Genomic DNA, 18,167 nt, shown 5'->3' on the forward strand with positions numbered 1-18,167 from the left:
GAAGTCATCCATATAGTCTCAACAGTACTACAATGGAGCAGCCTGACACTTTAACGCTGCAATGGATTGACTGAAGATCCCGCTCCTTTTTGGGGCGGGATTTTTTACATAAATGGGATCGTTAGATGGTATGGGTGGAGCGGAGCGCGATTTTTTGTGCCCGGTAACGGGAAAAAAAGGTCAAACTTTTTCCAATATGGACTCGTCTTTATATTCGAACCGCGAGATCGGTTGCTTCTAGGCTGCTCCGGAATGCTGCATATTCGCAGTTGGAGGTTAAGAGGAACACGGGGATTACATCCAATTAATACTAAACATTAGGGAGAGGGGAATCATCAGTTGTCGTTTTATACACGAAGAATGCGAATGATGCTGCCGCTTGCTGCGCTGCTGATCACGGCCATGCTGTCTTTGGCCTTGCCGGCGCAGCTGGCCTTTGCCGACGGGCCCGGCATTTCGATCAAGAGCGAAGTCGGTTATGAAGGTAAAGTAAAGTTTGATAAATGGAACCCGCTCAAGCTGACGCTTACGAGCGATCAGGACATCTCCGGCGATATCGTCGTACAAGTGCTGAGCCAGAACGGCGCGGGCTTTCACACCTCCTACGTGCAGCACGTCGAGCTGCCGAAGGATACGCCAAAGGAAGTCCTCCTTGGGCTGCCGGGTACGATGCTTAACAAAGATAACAACCAAATCTTGTTCTATGAGGAGTCTTATAAGAAGGGAAAGCCGATCCCATTTGCATCCGGAAAAAATTACGTGCAGGCGAACCCTTATAACGGCGCCCTGATCGGTGTGCTGTCGGATGATCCGGACACCATGAATTTCATGAATGTGCTCAACGGCAAGGGCACGAGCATCAACATTTTGCCGTTGAAGGCGGCAAGCATCCCGGTTGATGCCATGCTGCTGAGCGGGCTTGATGTGCTGGTTATCAACAATTTTGCATCCGATACGCTGTCAGAGCCGCAGCGACAAGCGATTGTCGGCTGGGTGGACGGCGGTGGCACGCTCGTTCTAGCAGGGGGAGCAGGATACACTAAGACGGCAGCGCCTTTTGCCGAGATTGCGCCGGTAACGGCTGACGGCACGACGGCGGTCAATGAGCTGCCCGAGCTGGAAAAGCTTGGCGGCAAGCCGCTGAAGCTGGACGGGGACTTTACGATCTCAACTGTCACCCCGGTAAAGGATGCGAAAACCGGTATCCAAGCCGCAAATGAACCGTTGTTTGCATCCCACGACTATGGACAGGGCAAGGTGCAGTATGCCGCGTACGACCTCGCCATGGAGCCGGTCAGCTCATGGGCCGGTCATCCGGTGGTATGGACATCCGTCTTGCAAGGCAGTTTGCCGGTCGGATCGCAAAATACGTACTACAATCCGTTGATCGACAATCTGAACTATGTACTGGACTATTTCCCGTCCTTATCGATGCCTTCGTTTACACTGCTGCTGTGGATGCTGATCATTTATGCCGTCGTCGTGGCGCCTGTGCTCTATTTTATCTTGAAAAAGTTTGACAAACGGGAATGGGCCTGGTTCCTGATCCCGGTCATCGCGATCATCGCAAGCGGCGCGGTGTATATGGCCGGTTCCGCGGACAAGACCAAGGAATTGGCGCATACGATCAATATTATTGAGATGAATGGCCGAGGCAGTGCGGTTAAAACGACGGCCACCGCGTTCTTTACCCCGCGCAGCGGCAATTATGAGCTGGAATTTCCGAGCGGTATGTATTTGAGAACATCAGGCTCCCGTTCCTCTTTCGGCGGAGGAATGGACGAGAGCAAGAGCTTTGTCCGAAAGAACCCGGACTCGACGACGGTGGAGCTGCGCGATATGTCCCAGTGGTCGCTCGCCAAGGTGTGGGCCGAATCCGAGAGGCCGGAGAAGCTCGGACGGATGGAGACGGATTTGAAGCTGGATGCCAAGGGGCAGCTGAGCGGAACGGTCATGAACGATACAACCGGCGATCTTACTGAAGTGGTGCTGGTGATCGGGGGCAAAGGCTATAAGCTTGGCGATATTCCGAAAGGAGGATCCGCCCAGATCCCTCAGGATCCGAAGCAGATTTTGAACTTCATGGGCGGGGATATTGCCGGAATGCTGTACCCGTACTCGCAGAACGATGATAAATATAGACAGCGGGACATTATATCCAACTATGCTTATTCGAATCGAACGGTCAATACGGACAAAGCGTTTGTTCTCGGATGGAGCTCCGATCACCTGACGAATTACTCGCTCAAGAAGCAAGAGGTAAGCAGCGACCAGCTCAATTTCTGGGTGCAGCCGGTGGCCATGACATGGGGACAAAGCGGGAAGATTAACGTTCCTTACGGCTTCCTCGCACCGGAAATTTCACAAGTGAACGCACCGATTTTCAGTTCATATGGAAACGGCATCGAGCTTGGGCAAGGTTCCCTCATTGCTGAATTCCCGCTGATTTCCGATCAGGAGGTCGCCTATTCGGAATTCTCCATTAAGGGCATCAAGCCAAACAACAATGTGAAGATGGAAATCTGGAATGCGCAGAAAAATGAGTGGGAGCAGGTCAATGGTTCCGGAAATGAACTGAAGGTCACGGAGAACCCTGAACGGTATATTTTGAACAACCGCATCCGGTTCATGCTGAATGCTGCCGACCAAACCAATTTCCAAATGCCGGAGCTGTCTGTAAAGGGGGAGGTTAAGCCATGATCGAGATTCGGAATCTGAGCAAACGATACGGAACATTCCATGCATTGAAGGATATCAGTCTCTACATTGAGGAGGGGACCGTATTCGGATTCGTCGGACCGAACGGGGCAGGCAAATCGACAACGATGTCGATTTTGGCAACGCTGATGCTGCCAACCTCCGGTGTCGCCAAGGTAGGCGGCTACGACGTTACCCGGCATCCGAAGGAAGTACGCAAACGGATCGGCTATATGCCGGATTTCTTCGGCGTTTATGATCAGTTGAAAGCTACGGAGTATTTGCATTTTTACGGAGCGAGCTACGGGATTCCCCGTGCTGAGCGCGAGCAGCTCATTCCGCAGCTGCTGGAGCTGGTGAACCTGACCGATAAGGCGGATACGTACGTAGACAGTCTCTCGCGGGGGATGAAGCAGCGATTATGCCTTGCCCGCTGTCTTGTGCATGATCCGGAGGTCCTCATTCTGGATGAGCCGGCGTCGGGACTTGACCCGCGGGCGCGAATCGAAATGCGGGAAATTCTGAAGGAATTGAAGCTGATGGGCAAGACGATTATCATCTCGTCGCATATTTTGCCGGAGCTGGCGGAAATGGTGGATGAAATCGGCGTCATTGAACACGGCGAAATGGTGGCACAGGGCAAGGTATCCGATATCCAGAACCGTCTGCGGGTTAAAAAAGTCATCCATATCCGCACGCTCGAGCGAGGTGAGGAGCTGGCCGAAAAGCTGCGGGATGAGCCGTTGGTGACGTCCGTCTTGACGGACAACACCGGGGTTCACGTTCATTACAGCGGCGATGATGTACAGCAGAGCGAGCTTCTGCGGAAGGTGATCTCCTGGGAAATTCCGATTGTCTCATTCCAGGAAGCACAGAGCAATCTGGAGGACGTATTTCTCGAAATTACGAAAGGAGGCCCCCGCGAATGAATTGGAGCAGAAGATTGATCAATCCGGTAATCGACAAGGAATTTCGGCTGCGGATGCGTTCGACCCGTTCGATGCTGTCGGTATTGTTTTACATACTGGCACTCGGCACCATTGCGATGGGTTTCATCTATTTGTTTTTGTATTTGGGCAATCGGGGACCGCAGCGGTTCGATCCGCAGGTAAGCCAGATGATGTTCTATGTGCTGAGCTTTGCCCAGCTGGTGCTGATCGCCTTCATGGCCCCGGCATTGACGGCCGGCGTCATCAGCAGTGAGCGCGAGAAGCAGACACTAAGCATGCTGCTGACGACCCAGCAAAGCTCGTCAACGATCGTGCTCAGCAAGCTGGTGTCCGCGCTCAGCTTTATGGCGCTGATCGTGCTGGCGACGCTGCCGGTGTACAGTATCGTGTTTCTGTATGGCGGCATATCGCCGAAGCAGCTCATATCGGTCTTTCTATTCTATCTGTTTGTGATGCTGCTTCTTGGAGCGCTCGGCGTCATGTTCTCGACGCTCTTCAAGCGGACGATTGTGGCCATCATCGTGACATATGGCGTGGGACTTATCATTTTCTTGGTGACGGGTCTTCTCTATTTGTTCTTTATGGGCATCGAGCAGCGGAATATGTATGTGACAGGTCAGCCTCCTGTCGCGGGATCCTACTCCTGGGTCGGCTACCTGCTGGGGTTGAATCCGGCCGGAGCGATGATGAGCCTGTTCGACTCTTCGTTCTCGAAGGAAGCATTCCTGCTCTATGGCGGCAATCTGAACAGCAAAGCGCCGATTGAGCTGTGGCTCGAGTTTGTCATTGTGTACTCGGTCGTCATCGTGTTGGCGCTCTGGATTGCTATTCGGAACATTCGGCCTGTTGCAAGACGTAGAAAGGGAGAGGCGCCTGCCGAGCAGCTTCCACAGGATGACAGCCCGTCCGGGAACGGTGTGTAAGGAAGGCTATGCAACGGATCTGATCTGAAAAGATTTGAAGGATCTGAAGGAGGAGAAATAAGTGGACAACATCATGCGCGCAATCGAGGCCGCACGCCGGCGGCTGCAGCGCTTCCGGGTCATCGCTTATGCCCTGTACGGACTCGCGGCAGGCTTTGCGGTTTCGCTGCTGCTGCTGATTATCGGGCGTTTCGTTCCGATATCGTGGTTGAACATCGCGGCGGCTGTCATTCCAGCGACCGGCCTCCTTGGGGGCCTTCTCTGGGGATGGCTTAGCCGGATTCCGGCGATGGACGCGGCGGCGGCAATGGATCAGGCATCCGGGGGCGCTGAACGAAGCGATATGATGGTGACCGCGTTGTCTTTCCGGGAGGAAGATTCAGCGGCCGCCCGATGGCAGCGGGAGCAAGCGGAAGCTTACGGCAAGCGATTCACGGAGCAATTGCCTGAGCGTCTTCCCTCCCCCCGCCGTAACCGTCAGCTGCTGATCAGCGCCGTTGGTCTGGTCGCCGTTGTCGTCCTGGCGCTGATCCCGAACCCGATGGATAAAAAGGTGGAGGCGGCCAAGGAACAGAAGAAGTGGATTCAGGAGCAGGCCACCAAAACGGAAAAGCTCGCCGAACAGCTGGAGAAGGAGACGCTGGACCCGGTCGACCGTCAAAAGCTGAAAGAGAAGCTGGACGAACTGAGGCAAGCGCTGGCTAAAGAAAAGCAGCCCGAGCAGGCACTGGAGAAGATTGAAAAGGCGATGGAGGAGCTGGAGAAGCTGGCGAAGCAGCAGGAGGAGAAGGCCAAAGCTTTATCCGAGTTCGCCAAGCAAATGCAGCAGCAGAAGGCGTTGTCCGAAGCGGGCAAGAAGCTTGAGGAAGGAAAGTCCGAAGAGCTCAAGCAGGAAATGAAGAAGGTATCCGAGCAAGTCAAGAAAATGCCGCAGGAAGAGAAAGACCGTTTATCGGATGCCCTGAAAAAGCTTGCGGAGGAAGCGGCGAAGCAGCAGGGAAATGAGGAACTGGAAAAGGCGCTTTCCCAAGCGTCTGAGGCCCTCAAAGAAGGCAAGCTGCCGAAAGAGCTGGAAGAAGAGCTGCAGAAGCTGGCTGAGGAACTGGCAGAAACGGCGCTGGCAAAGGCAGCTTCGGAGAGCCAGTCGGAAGCGGCAGCGGCCTTGGCCTCATCCCTCGCTTCACAGGGATTGGCCATGGCGGATCAGATGAAGGCAGGAGGCATGTCGGTGTCGGACGCTTGGGCAAACGGCGGAAGCGCGGAAGCGCTGGCGCAGGCTGGCCTTGGGGAAAGCTCAGGCGAGCAGAGTGAGAACGGCGGTTCCGATTCCGGTGCGGGTTCGGGCCAGCAGGGCTCGGGGGGCGGCCAAGGCGCAGGCAGTGGCAGCGGTTCGGGCTCTGGCAGCGGCTCGGGTTCAGGAGCAGGCTCCGGCAGCGGCAGCGGCTCCGGTGCGGGTTCCGGCAGCGGGGTAGGAAGCGGCGCAGGGCTCGGCAGCGGAGGGCGCGAGCTTGTCACGATTCCTCGAAATTACAAGGGCGGCGGCAACGTCCAGAACGATTCGGGAGAGCTTAACGGCTCCGGCGGCGATATCCAGAAGGGCGGCATATCGCCGACCATTCCCGGCACGTCGCGTCCGTACGAGGAAGTGTACCGGGATTATGAGTCCAAAGCCAAAAACACGCTGGACCGGAATCAGCTGCCTGATCAAATGCAAGGGTTGGTGGAGGAATACTTCATCCAGATCAATCCGAATCCGTGAGGCTTTAGCGGCTAAATAACCGGCCGCAGCGAACGTTGAATTTATTTAGAAGACGGAGGTTTAATCCATGTCGGATATTGCAGTGAGACCCCAAGAATGGATGGAGAGCATTTCTGGACTGAGGGAACATATCGGCAAGGTCATTGTCGGACAGCAGGAGGTTGTGGAGCAAATGCTCTGGTGTATCTTTGCCGGAGGCCACGCCCTTCTGGAGGGGATACCGGGACTTGGAAAAACGATGCTCGTCCGCACCGTCTCCGATGCGCTGGACCTGTCGTTCTCCCGGATCCAATTCACGCCGGACTTAATGCCGAGCGACATTACGGGCACGAATATTTTGTCGTTCGGGCAGCATGGAAGCACGGGGATGACCTTTCAAAAGGGGCCGCTCTTCAGCAGCATCGTGCTGGCTGATGAGATTAACCGGGCTACGCCGAAAACACAGTCCGCCCTGCTCGAAGCGATGCAGGAGAAGACGGTGACGGTAGGTGGAGAAACGCACCGTCTGCCGAGCCCCTTCTTCGTATTGGCTACGCAAAACCCGCTCGAGAACGAGGGTACCTATCCCCTGCCGGAGGCGCAGCTGGACCGGTTCCTCCTGAAGATTGAAGTATCTTATCCAAGTGCCGACGAATTGAAGGAGATCGTAAAGCGGACAACGTCGTCCCATACGTTCCAGGTCGAGCGGCAAATGACGGGCGATGACCTGCTGGAGATCCAGCGGGGCGCGAAGGAAGTGCTGGTCGCGGAAGAAATATTGGATTATGCGGTCCGACTGCTCATGATGACGCATCCTGAGGAGGCGTCCGCGCCGGAGGCGGTCAAAAAATACGTCCAGTTCGGCTCCGGTCCCCGCGGCATTCAGTCCATCATCTCGGTCAGCAAGGTCCGGGCGTTGTGCAGCGGGCGGATGCATGTTTCCACCGGGGATATCCGGGCGGTCGCGCTGCCAGCGCTGCGCCACAGGCTGTTCCTGAATTTTGAGGGACAGGCGATCGGAATGACGACGGATCAGATCATTCAAGAGGTACTGCAGGCGCTGGAGGCATCCGCGTGAGCGGCGCCGGTCATTTGCTTCCGCCGGAATGGCTTCCGCGGCTTGAGCGGCTCACACTGTCCGCAAAGCGGCGGGTTGCGGGAACCCAGCAGGGGAAACGGCGGTCCCGCCGCCTCGGCTCCTCGCTCGAATTCGCCGATTATCGCCTGTATACGCCCGGCGACGATGTGCGCCGGTTCGACTGGGGCGTGTATTCCCGTACCGGTAAAGCGTTTGTCCGCCAGTTCATGGATGAGCAGGAGCTGACGGTCAGCATCTTCGTCGATTGCTCCGCATCGATGGGAGCGGTGATAACGTCTGCGGAAGGGGAGCGTCCTGTAGGGGCGGAGGATCATGAGGTCCACGGCAGCCCGAAATGGCGGCTTGCCCGCCAGCTGGCGGCAAGCGTCGGATACATGGCGCTCTCCTCCTACGATCGGCTTCAGATTGCCTGTTACAGCCGCACCGTCTCGGCCCGTCTGCCCGTGATGCGGGGCAAAGGCTCGGCGCACCGCCTGTTCTCATTCCTGCAGGGAGCGCAGACCGGCGGTGAAGGGAGCCTTGCCGCTGCCCTCGGACAGCCCGGTGCGCTTCCAAGGCATCCGGGCATGACCTGGGTGTTTTCGGATTTTTGGCTCGAAGGCGGCGAGGAGGAGCTGCTCAGGGCGTTGTCCCTGCTTGCCGGAAGCGGGCAGGAGGTTGTGCTGGTCCATATTTTGTCCCGGGAGGAGCTCGATCCCAAGCTGGCCGGCGATCTTCGCCTGATTGACAGCGAGACCAAGAACGGGAAGGAAGTCGCATTGACGGGCAAGGTGCTGGATGCGTACAAAGCCGAGCTCGAGCGTTACCGTCATATGCTGTCCGGCGTATGTGCGGAGCGCGGGATGACCTACGTGCTCATTCCGGCCGATATGCCGCTGCGGGATGCCATGTTTGGCGTGCTGGCGGGTGCGGGAGTGGTTTCAAGCTAGCATCTGCTGCATCCAGCTAGGCTTCAACCCGTGGAGCCATAGCGGGCCGCTCGTTCTAAACTATGGACCGCCCGCACTTTCCCGGAAGGGCTTGCCGGGCTGCGGCAGTAGGGGCGATGGTAAGGTGGCAGCAGGCTTCGGGCAAGCCTCAAGAGCGATCCAAGTATGCCTCGAATTTATGCATCGTGCGCACAGGGAGAAACGCACAGTGTCCTAGGCGGGCTGCCACCAGGGAGCGAGTGCGAGCAAGGCAAGTGGTGCCCGCGGGCCGCCACCAGGGAGTGAGTCCGAGCAGTCAAGTTCTGTCCGTGGACTGCCACCAGGAAGCGAGCGCGAGCAGTCAAGTTCTGTCCGTGGACTGCCACCAGGAAGCGAGCGCGAGCAGGCAAGTTCTGTGTGGACTGCCACCAGGAAGCGAGCGCGAGCAGGCAGGTTCTGTGTGGACTGCCAACAGGATGCGAGTGCGAGCAGGCAGGTTCTGTGTGGACTGCCAACAGGATGCGAGTGCGAGCAGGCAAGTTGTGCCCATGGAGTAACGCTAGTGGCGAGTACGAGCAAGGTGAGTGGTCCCGCGGGCCGCGCCGCGTGAACAAGATTGCGGTATGGGAGTAAGGAGGGAACGTGTTTGTGGGGATTCAATCATGGATGAGCCTATGGTTCGGTCTAACGCTGCCGGCCATCATGCTGATGTATATGTTCAAACGAAAATATGTGGATACAACGGTTCCCAGCCACCTGTTGTGGGAGCGGGTGCTTAAAAACCTGGAGGCCAACAGGCCGTGGCAGAAGCTGCAGAACCGGCTTCTGCTGTGGCTGCAGCTTCTGGCTGCCGCGTTGATGGTCTTCGCGCTGATGCAGCCCTTTATGCAGGTGTCCGGAGGCAGCGCCCATATCGTCATCGTTGCCGATACCTCGGGCAGCATGAGCGCGCAGATGCAGACTGAAGGCAGCGGGGAAGGAGAGGACTCCTCCCGATTGGAACAGATGAAGGAGCGCTTGAAGGCCTACGTTCGGGATCAGGGGAGACGGAGCGAGATCACGCTGCTGTCGACCGGATCCAGCCCTGTAACGCATGTATCCCATGAAAGCGACCGGGGCGCGATCGATGAAGCGATTGAAGCGCTGCATCCTTATTACGGAACGGCATCGTATCGGGAGACGCTCTCGCTTGCCGCGGCATTGACAAGGGAGGAACCCGATGCTGAGGTTGTCATATTTACGGACAGCCATTGGCGGCAGGATCCGGTCCCGATAGCCTTCCAGGTGCCGGTATCGGTGGAGACGATCCAGGGGGCGGCAAAACACAACGCATCGATCGAGCAGTTCGGCGTTTCTCCGAAGGGGGGGACAGGATCTTCGTACGAAGGCGTTGCGGTGGTCAGCTCGAACGCGGAGGGGGCCTCCTCCGTCGAGGTAAATCTGTACGGAGACAGCCAGCTGCTCGCGAGCAGAGTCGTTGAGCTCGAACCCAAGAAGAAGGCGACGGCATCCTTCTCCGATCTTCCGTTTGCGGAGGTCTACCGGCTCGAGCTGGCATCCGAAGATGGCTATGCGGCCGATAATGAATCATTTGCCTTCGGAACCGGCCGCAGCTCCGCAAGGGTGCTGCTGTTAACCTCAGGCAATCTGTTTCTGGAGAAGGCGCTGCAGCTTAGCGGAGCGGAAGTGACCCGGATCGCCGTGAACGGATCGGCAGGCAATCAAGGCGATCAAGCTTCGGAAGGAAGCGGGAAAGGCGGTCTGAGCGAAGGAAGCGGGGATGACCGCACAGAACCGGATATTCCGCCCGTACCCGACGGCGAATTTGATCTGCTCGTCATGGACGGAAGCATTCCTGCGGGCTTTACGCAGGGGAAATGGGCAGAGCTGGCCCGGCAAACGCCGCTATGGACCATCGGCGGAGATGGACCGAAGGTCGGGAGCCAGGGCGGGCGGCCCGTGCTGGCCCAGCATCCGCTCACTTCTTATCTGACCATGTCGGGCGTTTATTTCGGCAAGCTGATCGATCAGCGCCCTGCATGGGGGGAACCGGTCATCCGGCTCGGGGACCAGCCGCTCGTATATGCCGGTGTGGCGGAAGGCCGCCCGAGATTGTCCTTCCAGTTCCTGCTGCAGGACAGCGATCTGCCTCTGTCGCCTGAATTCCCGGTATTGGTGAATAATGCACTCGATTGGATGACTTCCGGCTCAGGGACCGGGCTTGGGCGATTCCTGGCCGGGGCCCAGGCGGATATTCCTGTAGCGGCTGATGCGGTATCCGCCAAGTGGGTACCCAAGAGCGGGCTTGCTCTTGCGGACGGACCGGATACCGTCGAGGTGCAGCGGAGCGAGAGCGGCATTTCAACGGTGCAGACGGTACCGGACGTTCCGGGACTGTATGCGTTCGAACAACAGAACGAAGCGGGAGAGACGACGTCGTACTGGCTTGCGGTGACGGCTGATCCGTACGAAGCGGACCTGAGCACGACGCAAGGTCCGGCGGTGAGCCAGACCGGCTCTGGCGCAGCGTCCGGCGGAGGAGATCAAGGCAGCGGCGCTTCGGCTGCAGAGCAGCGCAGAGCGGCCAGCCAGGCCGGTTCGCTTATGCCTTGGCTTGCTGCACTGGCGCTGGCCGTGATCGCTGCAGAATGGGGGGTGTACCAGCGTGGGCGTTCAATTTAGTCATCCATGGTTGCTGCTGCTGCTGATCCCGGCAGGGATCTTTCTGTATTATGCATACCGGTCGGATTTCCGGTTAAGCGGCTTTCGGCGGAAGCTGGCGCTGGGTCTCAGAACCTTGGTCATTTTGCTGCTCATCTTCATGCTGTCGGGCCTGCATGGGTTCACCGTGCTGCGGGATAAACAGGTCGTCTTTTTGGCGGACCGATCGGACAGCATGGGAGACCCGTCACGGATCACAAGCTGGATCGGCGAGTCCATTGCAGCCAAAGGGGAAGAGGATACAACCGCCATCGTCTCAACGGGTCTTGAGGGCGCAGTGGAGCGGCGACTCTCGGCGGACGAGTCGGCCGGCGCGTCGCTGAATGCGCTGCTTGAAGGGCGGTTCACGGGACTGGAATCGGGTTTGCAGCTTGCCGGAAGCCTTCTGGACGGAAACGGCGATTCCCGAATCGTGCTGATCTCCGATGGGGAAGAGAATGTCGGAAGCATGACGGCCGCCGGAAGGCTGCTGAAGGATCGAGGCATCGCGGTGGATGTCCTCCCGGCTCCGAAGCAAGAGATCCGGGATGTCGCCGTCGAGGAGCTGAAGGTGCCGGAGAAGCTCTATCAAGCGGAATCCTTCTATGTGGAGGCGCTCATTCGCAGCACCTTCAAAACCGCCGGCGAGCTCCGCATTTATGAGGACAACCGGGAAATCGGACGGGAACGCGTGGAGGTATCGCCGGGGGAGAACCGTTTTGCGATCAAGGGACTTGCCAAGAACCCGGGTCTTCACAGGTACCGGGCCGAAATATTCATGGACGGGGATGAATCTGCGGCCAACAATGCCGCATTTGATTTTACCCGGGTCGACGGACCGCCGAGGGTGCTGATCGTTGAAGGCACCCCTGGGACCTCCGGCAACATTACGGCGGCTCTTGAGTCCGGCATGATCGGTACCGAGGTCATTCCGCCGGAGCTGCTGCCGCTCGATGCCGCGAAGTACGCCGCTTATGACAGCATCATATTCAACGATGTTTCGGGCAGCCGTGTCGGAGGCAAACAAATGGAGCTGATCGAACAGGCGGTCCGCAGCTTCGGCATCGGGTTCATGATGGCCGGCGGCGAAGACAGCTTCGGGATGGGCGGCTATTTCAAGACGCCGATCGAGAAGGCGCTGCCTGTGTCCATGGAGCTTGAGGGCAAGCGGGAAATCCCATCGCTCGGGCTGATTCTGGTCATTGACCGCTCGGGAAGCATGAGCGGGGAAAAGATCGAGCTTGCGAAAGAATCCGCGATGCGCACGGTGGAGCTCCTCAGGCCGAAGGATACGGTCGGGGTGGTCGCTTTCGACGACGCGCCTTGGTGGGTGGTGCCCCCTCAGACGCTGGAAAATAAGGAAGAGATCATCAGCAGCATCCAGTCGATTCCGAGCAACGGCGGCACGAATATTTATCCGGCGGTTTCAGCCGCCTTGGATGAGATGCTGAAGATTAAATCCCAGCGCAGGCATATCATTCTGATGACGGACGGCCAGTCGGCCTTCAATTCGGGATATCAGGATTTGACCGATACGATGGTGAAGAATAAAATCACGATGTCCTCGGTAGCGGTCGGCATGGATGCAGACGTCAACCTGCTGCAAACCTTGGCGGAAGCCGCCAAGGGACGCTTCTACTTCGTGGAGGACGAAACGACGCTGCCGGCGATTTTCAGTCGGGAGGCCGTCATGATGGCCAAGTCTTATATTGTCGATAAGCCGTTCGTCCCCGCGCTTCAGCAGGCGGGAGACTGGGCAAGCCTGTTTCAAGAGGGCGTCCCGGGGCTGTACGGTTATGTGGCGACAACGCCGAAGTCGACGGCTCAGACGGTGCTGGCCAGCCCGGAGCCGGATCCGGTGCTCGCCCGCTGGCAGTACGGCTCGGGCCGGAGCGTGGCATGGACGAGCGATTTAAGCGGGAAATGGTCGAAGGAATGGGTGTCCTGGAACGCCTTTGCGGATACGCTGACGGAGATCGTGAAATGGACGTTCCCGCAGTTTACCTCCTCACCCTATGAGGTTACGACGGAAACGGCCGGGAACCAGGTGAGGCTGCAGGTAACGACCAACGGGGAGAAGCCGCCCGAGAAGCTGAATGCGGTCATTGGAGATGACGAAGCCGGCGAGCAGAAGGTGGAGCTGGTTCAGGAGGCGCCGGGCCGTTATACAGGGCTTGTGAATGTGACGAAGCCGGGCGCTTTCCTCCTTTCGCTCGAGGATGCGAGTGGAGATGGATCGAGAGCGGCAGCGCCGGGAACGGGCTTTGTCGTCCCTTATTCGCCGGAATATCGGATCTCCTCCGGAGACGGCGAGGAAGGGCTGACCCGTCTTGCTGAGCTTACGGGCGGACGCGTGCTGTCCTGGGATAACCCCAAGGAGGTATTTGACGGGAAGGCGGCTTCCCGAACGCAGCTGCATGACTGGAGCTACCCGCTGTTAGTTGCGGCCCTTCTGCTGTGGGTCGCGGACATCGCCGTGCGGCGCCTGGCGCTGCCATGGGCCGCCCTCGGCGCCCGCCTGGCCGCCCTGCTCCGCAGGCGGCCGGCTCCCGCCGGCGAGGCCGGGCAGCGCACCGGCCTCGAGCGGCTGGCGGCGCGCAAAGCCCGCGCCGCCACCTTCTACGGCGGCGGCCAGGCATCGCCGCCGGCCAAGGCGCCGCCCGCGCAGGAGCGCAGCGGCGCGGGCGCACTCGCCGGGGGCGGGAACCCCGCCCCGGCGCCCGGCGCGGCTCCGGCTGGGGGCCGCAAGGCCCAGCCGGAGGCACGCGCACCGCAGCGGGGGGCTGCCCCGCTGCGGGAAGAGCGGCCGGCGAAGGCGAAGCCGGCCGCAGGGGAGGCGCGCGCCGCGGAAGCGCGCCGCCTCCGCCGCCCCCGCCGCCGAAGGCACCGGGGGGCGGAGAGCGCCGGCCCGAGGGAACCGGGCCGGCAGCGGGAGGAGGCTCCTCCATGGATCGCCTCCTCCAGGCCAAGAAGCGGGGAACCCGCCGATGAGCTTGAATGCCAATCCGAAGGCTCCGGCCAGACCATTTGTGTCTGGACCGGGGTTTTTTTTTCGTACAAGGAAGCCAGCTTGGGAGAAGCCGGGGATGGACGGAGCCTAAAACGGCAGGCGTATTCGGGAGTCTGGAACGTCATGATGTTTTCCTGGGGACGATTCCCGGGCCTTATTTCCAGCGGCTCGTTTAAGATTCGCTTCTCACGGTTATAACCCGTCTAATAAAGGAAATAATGCAGGAGGGACATTCGCGGCTTTTGTGTCAATTTGGAAAACAACGAAAATTACGTTATGGAAATGAATCACGTCTGGTGATACAATAAGAGTCAAAATGATATTCTCAACATTCCTAACTGCCCTCATTGCTACATAACAGGGCCGAAGGGGCGTAAGATGACTTCATATTCGAAGCTTACGACGGAGAAGATTTGAGGAGGACGAATCATGACAACTGAACATAATCAAACGATCGACAACCTGTCCATCGCGACGATTCGGACGCTGGCGATCGATGCGATCGAGAAGGCGAAATCCGGTCACCCTGGCATGCCGATGGGCTCTGCGCCAATGGGCTATCAATTGTTCGCGAAGACTATGGTCCATAACCCGGATCAGCCGAGCTGGATTAACCGCGACCGCTTTGTGCTGTCGGCAGGCCACGGTTCCATGCTGCTGTACAGCTTGCTTCACCTGAGCGGTTATGATCTCTCGCTGGAGGATCTGAAGCAGTTCCGTCAATGGGGCAGCAAGACGCCGGGCCATCCGGAATACGGTCATACCGCAGGCGTGGACGCCACGACAGGACCGCTTGGACAAGGCGTTGCGATGGCAGTCGGTATGGCGATGGCGGAAGCGCATCTGGGCGCGACTTACAACAAGGACGATTTCAAAGTTGTCGACCACTATACGTACGCGATCTGCGGCGACGGTGACCTGATGGAGGGCGTTGCTTCCGAAGCGGCTTCCCTGGCTGGCCATCTGAAGCTTGGCAAGCTGATCATGCTGTATGATTCCAACGATATCTCCCTGGACGGCGAGCTGAGCCTGGCCTTCTCCGAAAATGTAGCGAAGCGTTTTGAAGCTTACGGCTGGCAGGTGCTGCGCGTCGAAGACGGCAACGATCTGCCTGCCATTGAGAAAGCGATCGAGGAAGCGAAAGCCGAAACCGGTCGTCCGACGCTGATCGAAGTGAAGACGATCATCGGCTACGGAAGCCCGAACAAGCAAGGCAAGGGCGGACATGGCGGTACGCACGGCTCCCCGCTCGGAACCGAGGAAGCGAAGCTGACCAAGGAATTCTACAAGTGGGTATACGAAGAGGATTTCTATGTGCCTGAAGAAGTCCGCGAGCATTTCGGCAAAGTGAAGGAGCGCGGAATCGCCGCATACCAAGCTTGGGTCGATCAATTCGCGAAATATAAAGAAGCTTACCCTGAACTCGCAGCGCAGTTCGAGCGCGGCGAATCCGGCAAGCTTGCTGAGGGCTGGGATAAGGATCTTCCGAAATACAGCGCCGAGGACAAAGCCGTTTCCACCCGCGTTGCATCCGGCAAAGCGCTGAACGGCCTGACATCCGGCGTGCCTCATCTGCTTGGCGGCTCTGCGGATCTGGAGAGCTCCACAATGACGCATCTTAACGATCTGCCGTCCTTTACGCCTGAAAGCTATGAAGGCCGCAACGTCTACTACGGCGTTCGTGAATTTGCGATGGCCGGCGCGATGAACGGGATTGCGCTTCATGGCGGATTGAAAATCTTCGGCGGCACATTCTTCGTGTTTACGGATTATCTGCGTCCGGCTATTCGTCTGGCTGCGCTGATGAAGCTGCCGGTAACTTACGTGCTGACGCATGACAGCATCGCGGTTGGCGAAGACGGCCCAACCCACGAGCCGATTGAACAGCTCGCGTCCCTGCGCATTATCCCAGGCCTGACCGTGATCCGTCCGGCGGATGCCAACGAAACGTCGGCTGCATGGGCTTATGCGGTTGAAAATACGGACCGTCCGGTTGCTCTCGTGCTGACACGTCAGAACCTGCCGATTCTTGCAGGCACGGTAGACAACGCCCGCGAAGGCATCAAACGCGGCGCTTATGTCGTATCCGATGCCAAAGGCGGCAAGGTGCAGGCGCAAATCATCGCGACAGGCTCCGAGGTGCAGCTTGCGGTCAAAGCCCAAGAGGCGCTCGCTGAAGAGGGCATCCATGTCCGCGTCATCAGCATGCCAAGCTGGGATCTGTTCGACAGCCAGGATCAGGCTTACAAAGATTCCGTCCTGCTTCCGGACGTGAAAGCCCGCCTTGCCGTTGAAATGGCCCATCCGTTCGGCTGGGAGCGTTACGTCGGCGAAAAAGGCGACATTCTCGGCATCTCCATCTTCGGTGCTTCCGCACCTGGCGACCGTGTCATTGCGGAGTATGGCTTCACCGTTGAAAATGTCGTCAGCCGCGTCAAAGCGCTGCTGTAATTCATTTAGAACGAACTCCATAGGATCAACCGGCACCCGCTTCATGCGGGTGTCGTCATATATCTTGCTTTACATATTTTGGAGGGGAGCAGAACGATGTCGCAATTCAAGAATGCTACGATTACTAAGGCAGCCAACATTTATTATGAGGGGAACGTGACGAGCCGCACGGTGGTCTTGGAGGATGGCCAAAAGGTAACGCTGGGCATCATGCTGCCGGGCAGCTACGAATTTGGCACGGACGGCCCGGAAATTATGGAGATCTTGTCGGGCGATCTACGGGTTCTTCTTCCGGGTGAGCAGGAATGGCGGGAGATTCAGGGGAGCGCCACCTTCGACGTGCCGGGCAACTCGAGCTTTAAGCTGGAGATCCGCACCGTTACCGATTACTGCTGCTCTTATCCGGCGTCCTGATCCAAGGCGCGAAGCTTCGACTGCCGCGCTCGGTAAATCAGCAGGGGATCACTGATTCTTGCTAGTGGGTCGATCACACAAAAAAAGACCCGTTCCCCGGTCCGCGTGTCATTGACGGATACTTAGGGAAACGAGCCGTTACGATGTGGATGCCAGCTATTACGTTATATGTCAGCTTGCATCAATCTGACGTTGAGCTTGCCTCAGCTTGCTTTTGAGCTTGTCTTAAAGCTTACTTAGAGCTTAGAGCTTGCTGATTGCATGACTTGAGGATTTAGAGCTCGGCTTTGATTTCGGCTTTGATTTCGGCTTTGAGCTTATTGCAGCTCCTTGCCTCCGATTTTCTGGCCGATCCATGCCTCGTAGCATTTCACGACAGCGGACAGGTCCTCCTCGCCGTAGCCTTCGCTGGCTCCGGCCTGGAACAGGCTCTTCGCCAGATTCAGCATCGGGGACGGCATGCCGGCACTGTCGGTGAGCGAGGATGCCAGCTTCAAGTCCTTAAGCATAAGCGCCAAGGAGAATTGATTGCTGAAGTCGCCGTCGATAATTTTGCGGCCTTTCAGCTCAGCCGCTTTGCTGCCCGCCGAGCCGAGCTGAACCAGCTCGAGGAAGTTATCTGCCGGAATGCCGGATTTGGCGGCAATGGCGAACCCTTCGGCAAGCGCCAGATTATTGATGCCGACGATGGTATTATGCGCGAGCTTGGCCACCGCGCCGCTTCCGTTCGCGCCCATGTGGATAACCTTTTTGCCAAGCGTCTCGAATAGGTCCGACTGAGCCGCTATGACCTCAGCATCGCCGCCGACCATGAAGACCAGCGTTCCGTCAATCGCGGCAGGCTTGCTGCCGGTTACGGGCGCGTCAAGGAAGGATGCGCCAAGTCCGGAAACGGCGGACGCAATTTCTTTGACGAGGCTTGGGGAGATCGTGCTGCAGTCGATGACGGTCATGCCCTCCCTTAGCGAGCCCAGCAGACCGTTCTCGCCATAGAAGACGTCCCGGATGGATTCATCATTGCTTACCATCGTGATAACGACATCTTGTCCTTCTGCGGCTTCGCGCGGGGTATCCGCAACGGAAGCACCCTGTTCGGCGAGCGGACGGCATTTTTCACTGGTCCGGTTGTACACGGTAACGTCATAATTCTGTTTAAGCAGGTTGGCTGCCATGGGTGCGCCCATGGTGCCGAGCCCGATAAAGCCGATTTTCTTCATAGCTATCACCTTCGCTTATGGATTCCTGATCCATTCTATCTTAGCACGTGTTTCCGAACC

At 58.0% G+C, this 18,167-nt stretch carries 11 protein-coding genes; 10 read left to right on the forward strand and 1 reads right to left on the reverse strand.

The features are described from left to right. Positions 1-339 precede the first annotated feature (339 nt). The 10 genes from MKX76_RS28930 (at position 340) to ppnP (ending at position 16,890) form a co-directional block, all read left to right on the forward strand. Positions 340-2,700, forward strand: coding sequence for a hypothetical protein (locus MKX76_RS28930; RefSeq protein WP_077567940.1), 2,361 nt, complete (start codon positions 340-342; stop codon positions 2,698-2,700). Continuing rightward, positions 2,697-3,626: an ABC transporter ATP-binding protein gene (locus tag MKX76_RS28935; RefSeq protein WP_341034978.1), complete on the forward strand. Its 930-nt coding sequence runs from the start codon at positions 2,697-2,699 to the stop codon at positions 3,624-3,626. The genes MKX76_RS28930 and MKX76_RS28935 overlap by 4 nt, the downstream gene beginning before the upstream one ends. Next, complete coding sequence (locus MKX76_RS28940) at positions 3,623-4,570, forward strand: ABC transporter permease (protein ID WP_341034979.1); 948 nt, start codon at positions 3,623-3,625, stop codon at positions 4,568-4,570. The genes MKX76_RS28935 and MKX76_RS28940 overlap by 4 nt, the downstream gene beginning before the upstream one ends. A gap of 61 nt (positions 4,571-4,631) precedes the next feature. Further along, complete coding sequence (locus MKX76_RS28945; RefSeq protein ID WP_341034980.1) at positions 4,632-6,329, forward strand: phage tail tape measure protein; 1,698 nt, start codon at positions 4,632-4,634, stop codon at positions 6,327-6,329. Positions 6,330-6,396: 67 nt separating this feature from the next. After that, positions 6,397-7,386 (forward strand): AAA family ATPase, encoded by a 990-nt coding sequence (locus MKX76_RS28950; RefSeq protein ID WP_341034981.1) that lies wholly within the window; start codon positions 6,397-6,399, stop codon positions 7,384-7,386. Continuing rightward, positions 7,383-8,336, forward strand: coding sequence for a DUF58 domain-containing protein (locus tag MKX76_RS28955; RefSeq protein ID WP_077567935.1), 954 nt, complete (start codon positions 7,383-7,385; stop codon positions 8,334-8,336). The genes MKX76_RS28950 and MKX76_RS28955 overlap by 4 nt, the downstream gene beginning before the upstream one ends. Before the next feature lie 627 nt (positions 8,337-8,963). Continuing rightward, entirely contained in the window at positions 8,964-10,997 is a 2,034-nt protein-coding gene (locus MKX76_RS28960; RefSeq protein WP_341034982.1) for a vWA domain-containing protein, read from the forward strand. After that, positions 10,981-14,223, forward strand: a complete 3,243-nt coding sequence (locus tag MKX76_RS28965; protein WP_341034984.1) for a VWA domain-containing protein — start codon at positions 10,981-10,983, stop codon at positions 14,221-14,223. Before MKX76_RS28960 ends, MKX76_RS28965 begins: the two co-directional genes overlap by 17 nt. A gap of 231 nt (positions 14,224-14,454) precedes the next feature. Next, entirely contained in the window at positions 14,455-16,476 is a 2,022-nt protein-coding gene (gene tkt, locus MKX76_RS28970) for a transketolase (protein ID WP_007127178.1), read from the forward strand. A 96-nt stretch (positions 16,477-16,572) separates the two neighbouring features. Then, positions 16,573-16,890 carry a pyrimidine/purine nucleoside phosphorylase gene (gene ppnP, locus MKX76_RS28975; RefSeq protein ID WP_007127179.1) on the forward strand — a complete coding sequence of 106 codons (318 nt, stop codon included), beginning with the start codon at positions 16,573-16,575 and terminating at the stop codon, positions 16,888-16,890. A gap of 317 nt (positions 16,891-17,207) precedes the next feature. On the opposite strand, the gene MKX76_RS28980 is transcribed toward ppnP, so the two are convergent. Continuing rightward, positions 17,208-18,107, reverse strand: coding sequence for an NAD(P)-dependent oxidoreductase (locus MKX76_RS28980; RefSeq protein ID WP_341034985.1), 900 nt, complete (start codon positions 18,105-18,107; stop codon positions 17,208-17,210). Positions 18,108-18,167: the final 60 nt, after the last annotated feature.

It is taken from the genome of Paenibacillus sp. FSL R5-0810 (assembly GCF_038002285.1).
GTDB lineage: Bacteria > Bacillota > Bacilli > Paenibacillales > Paenibacillaceae > Paenibacillus_AQ > Paenibacillus_AQ lactis.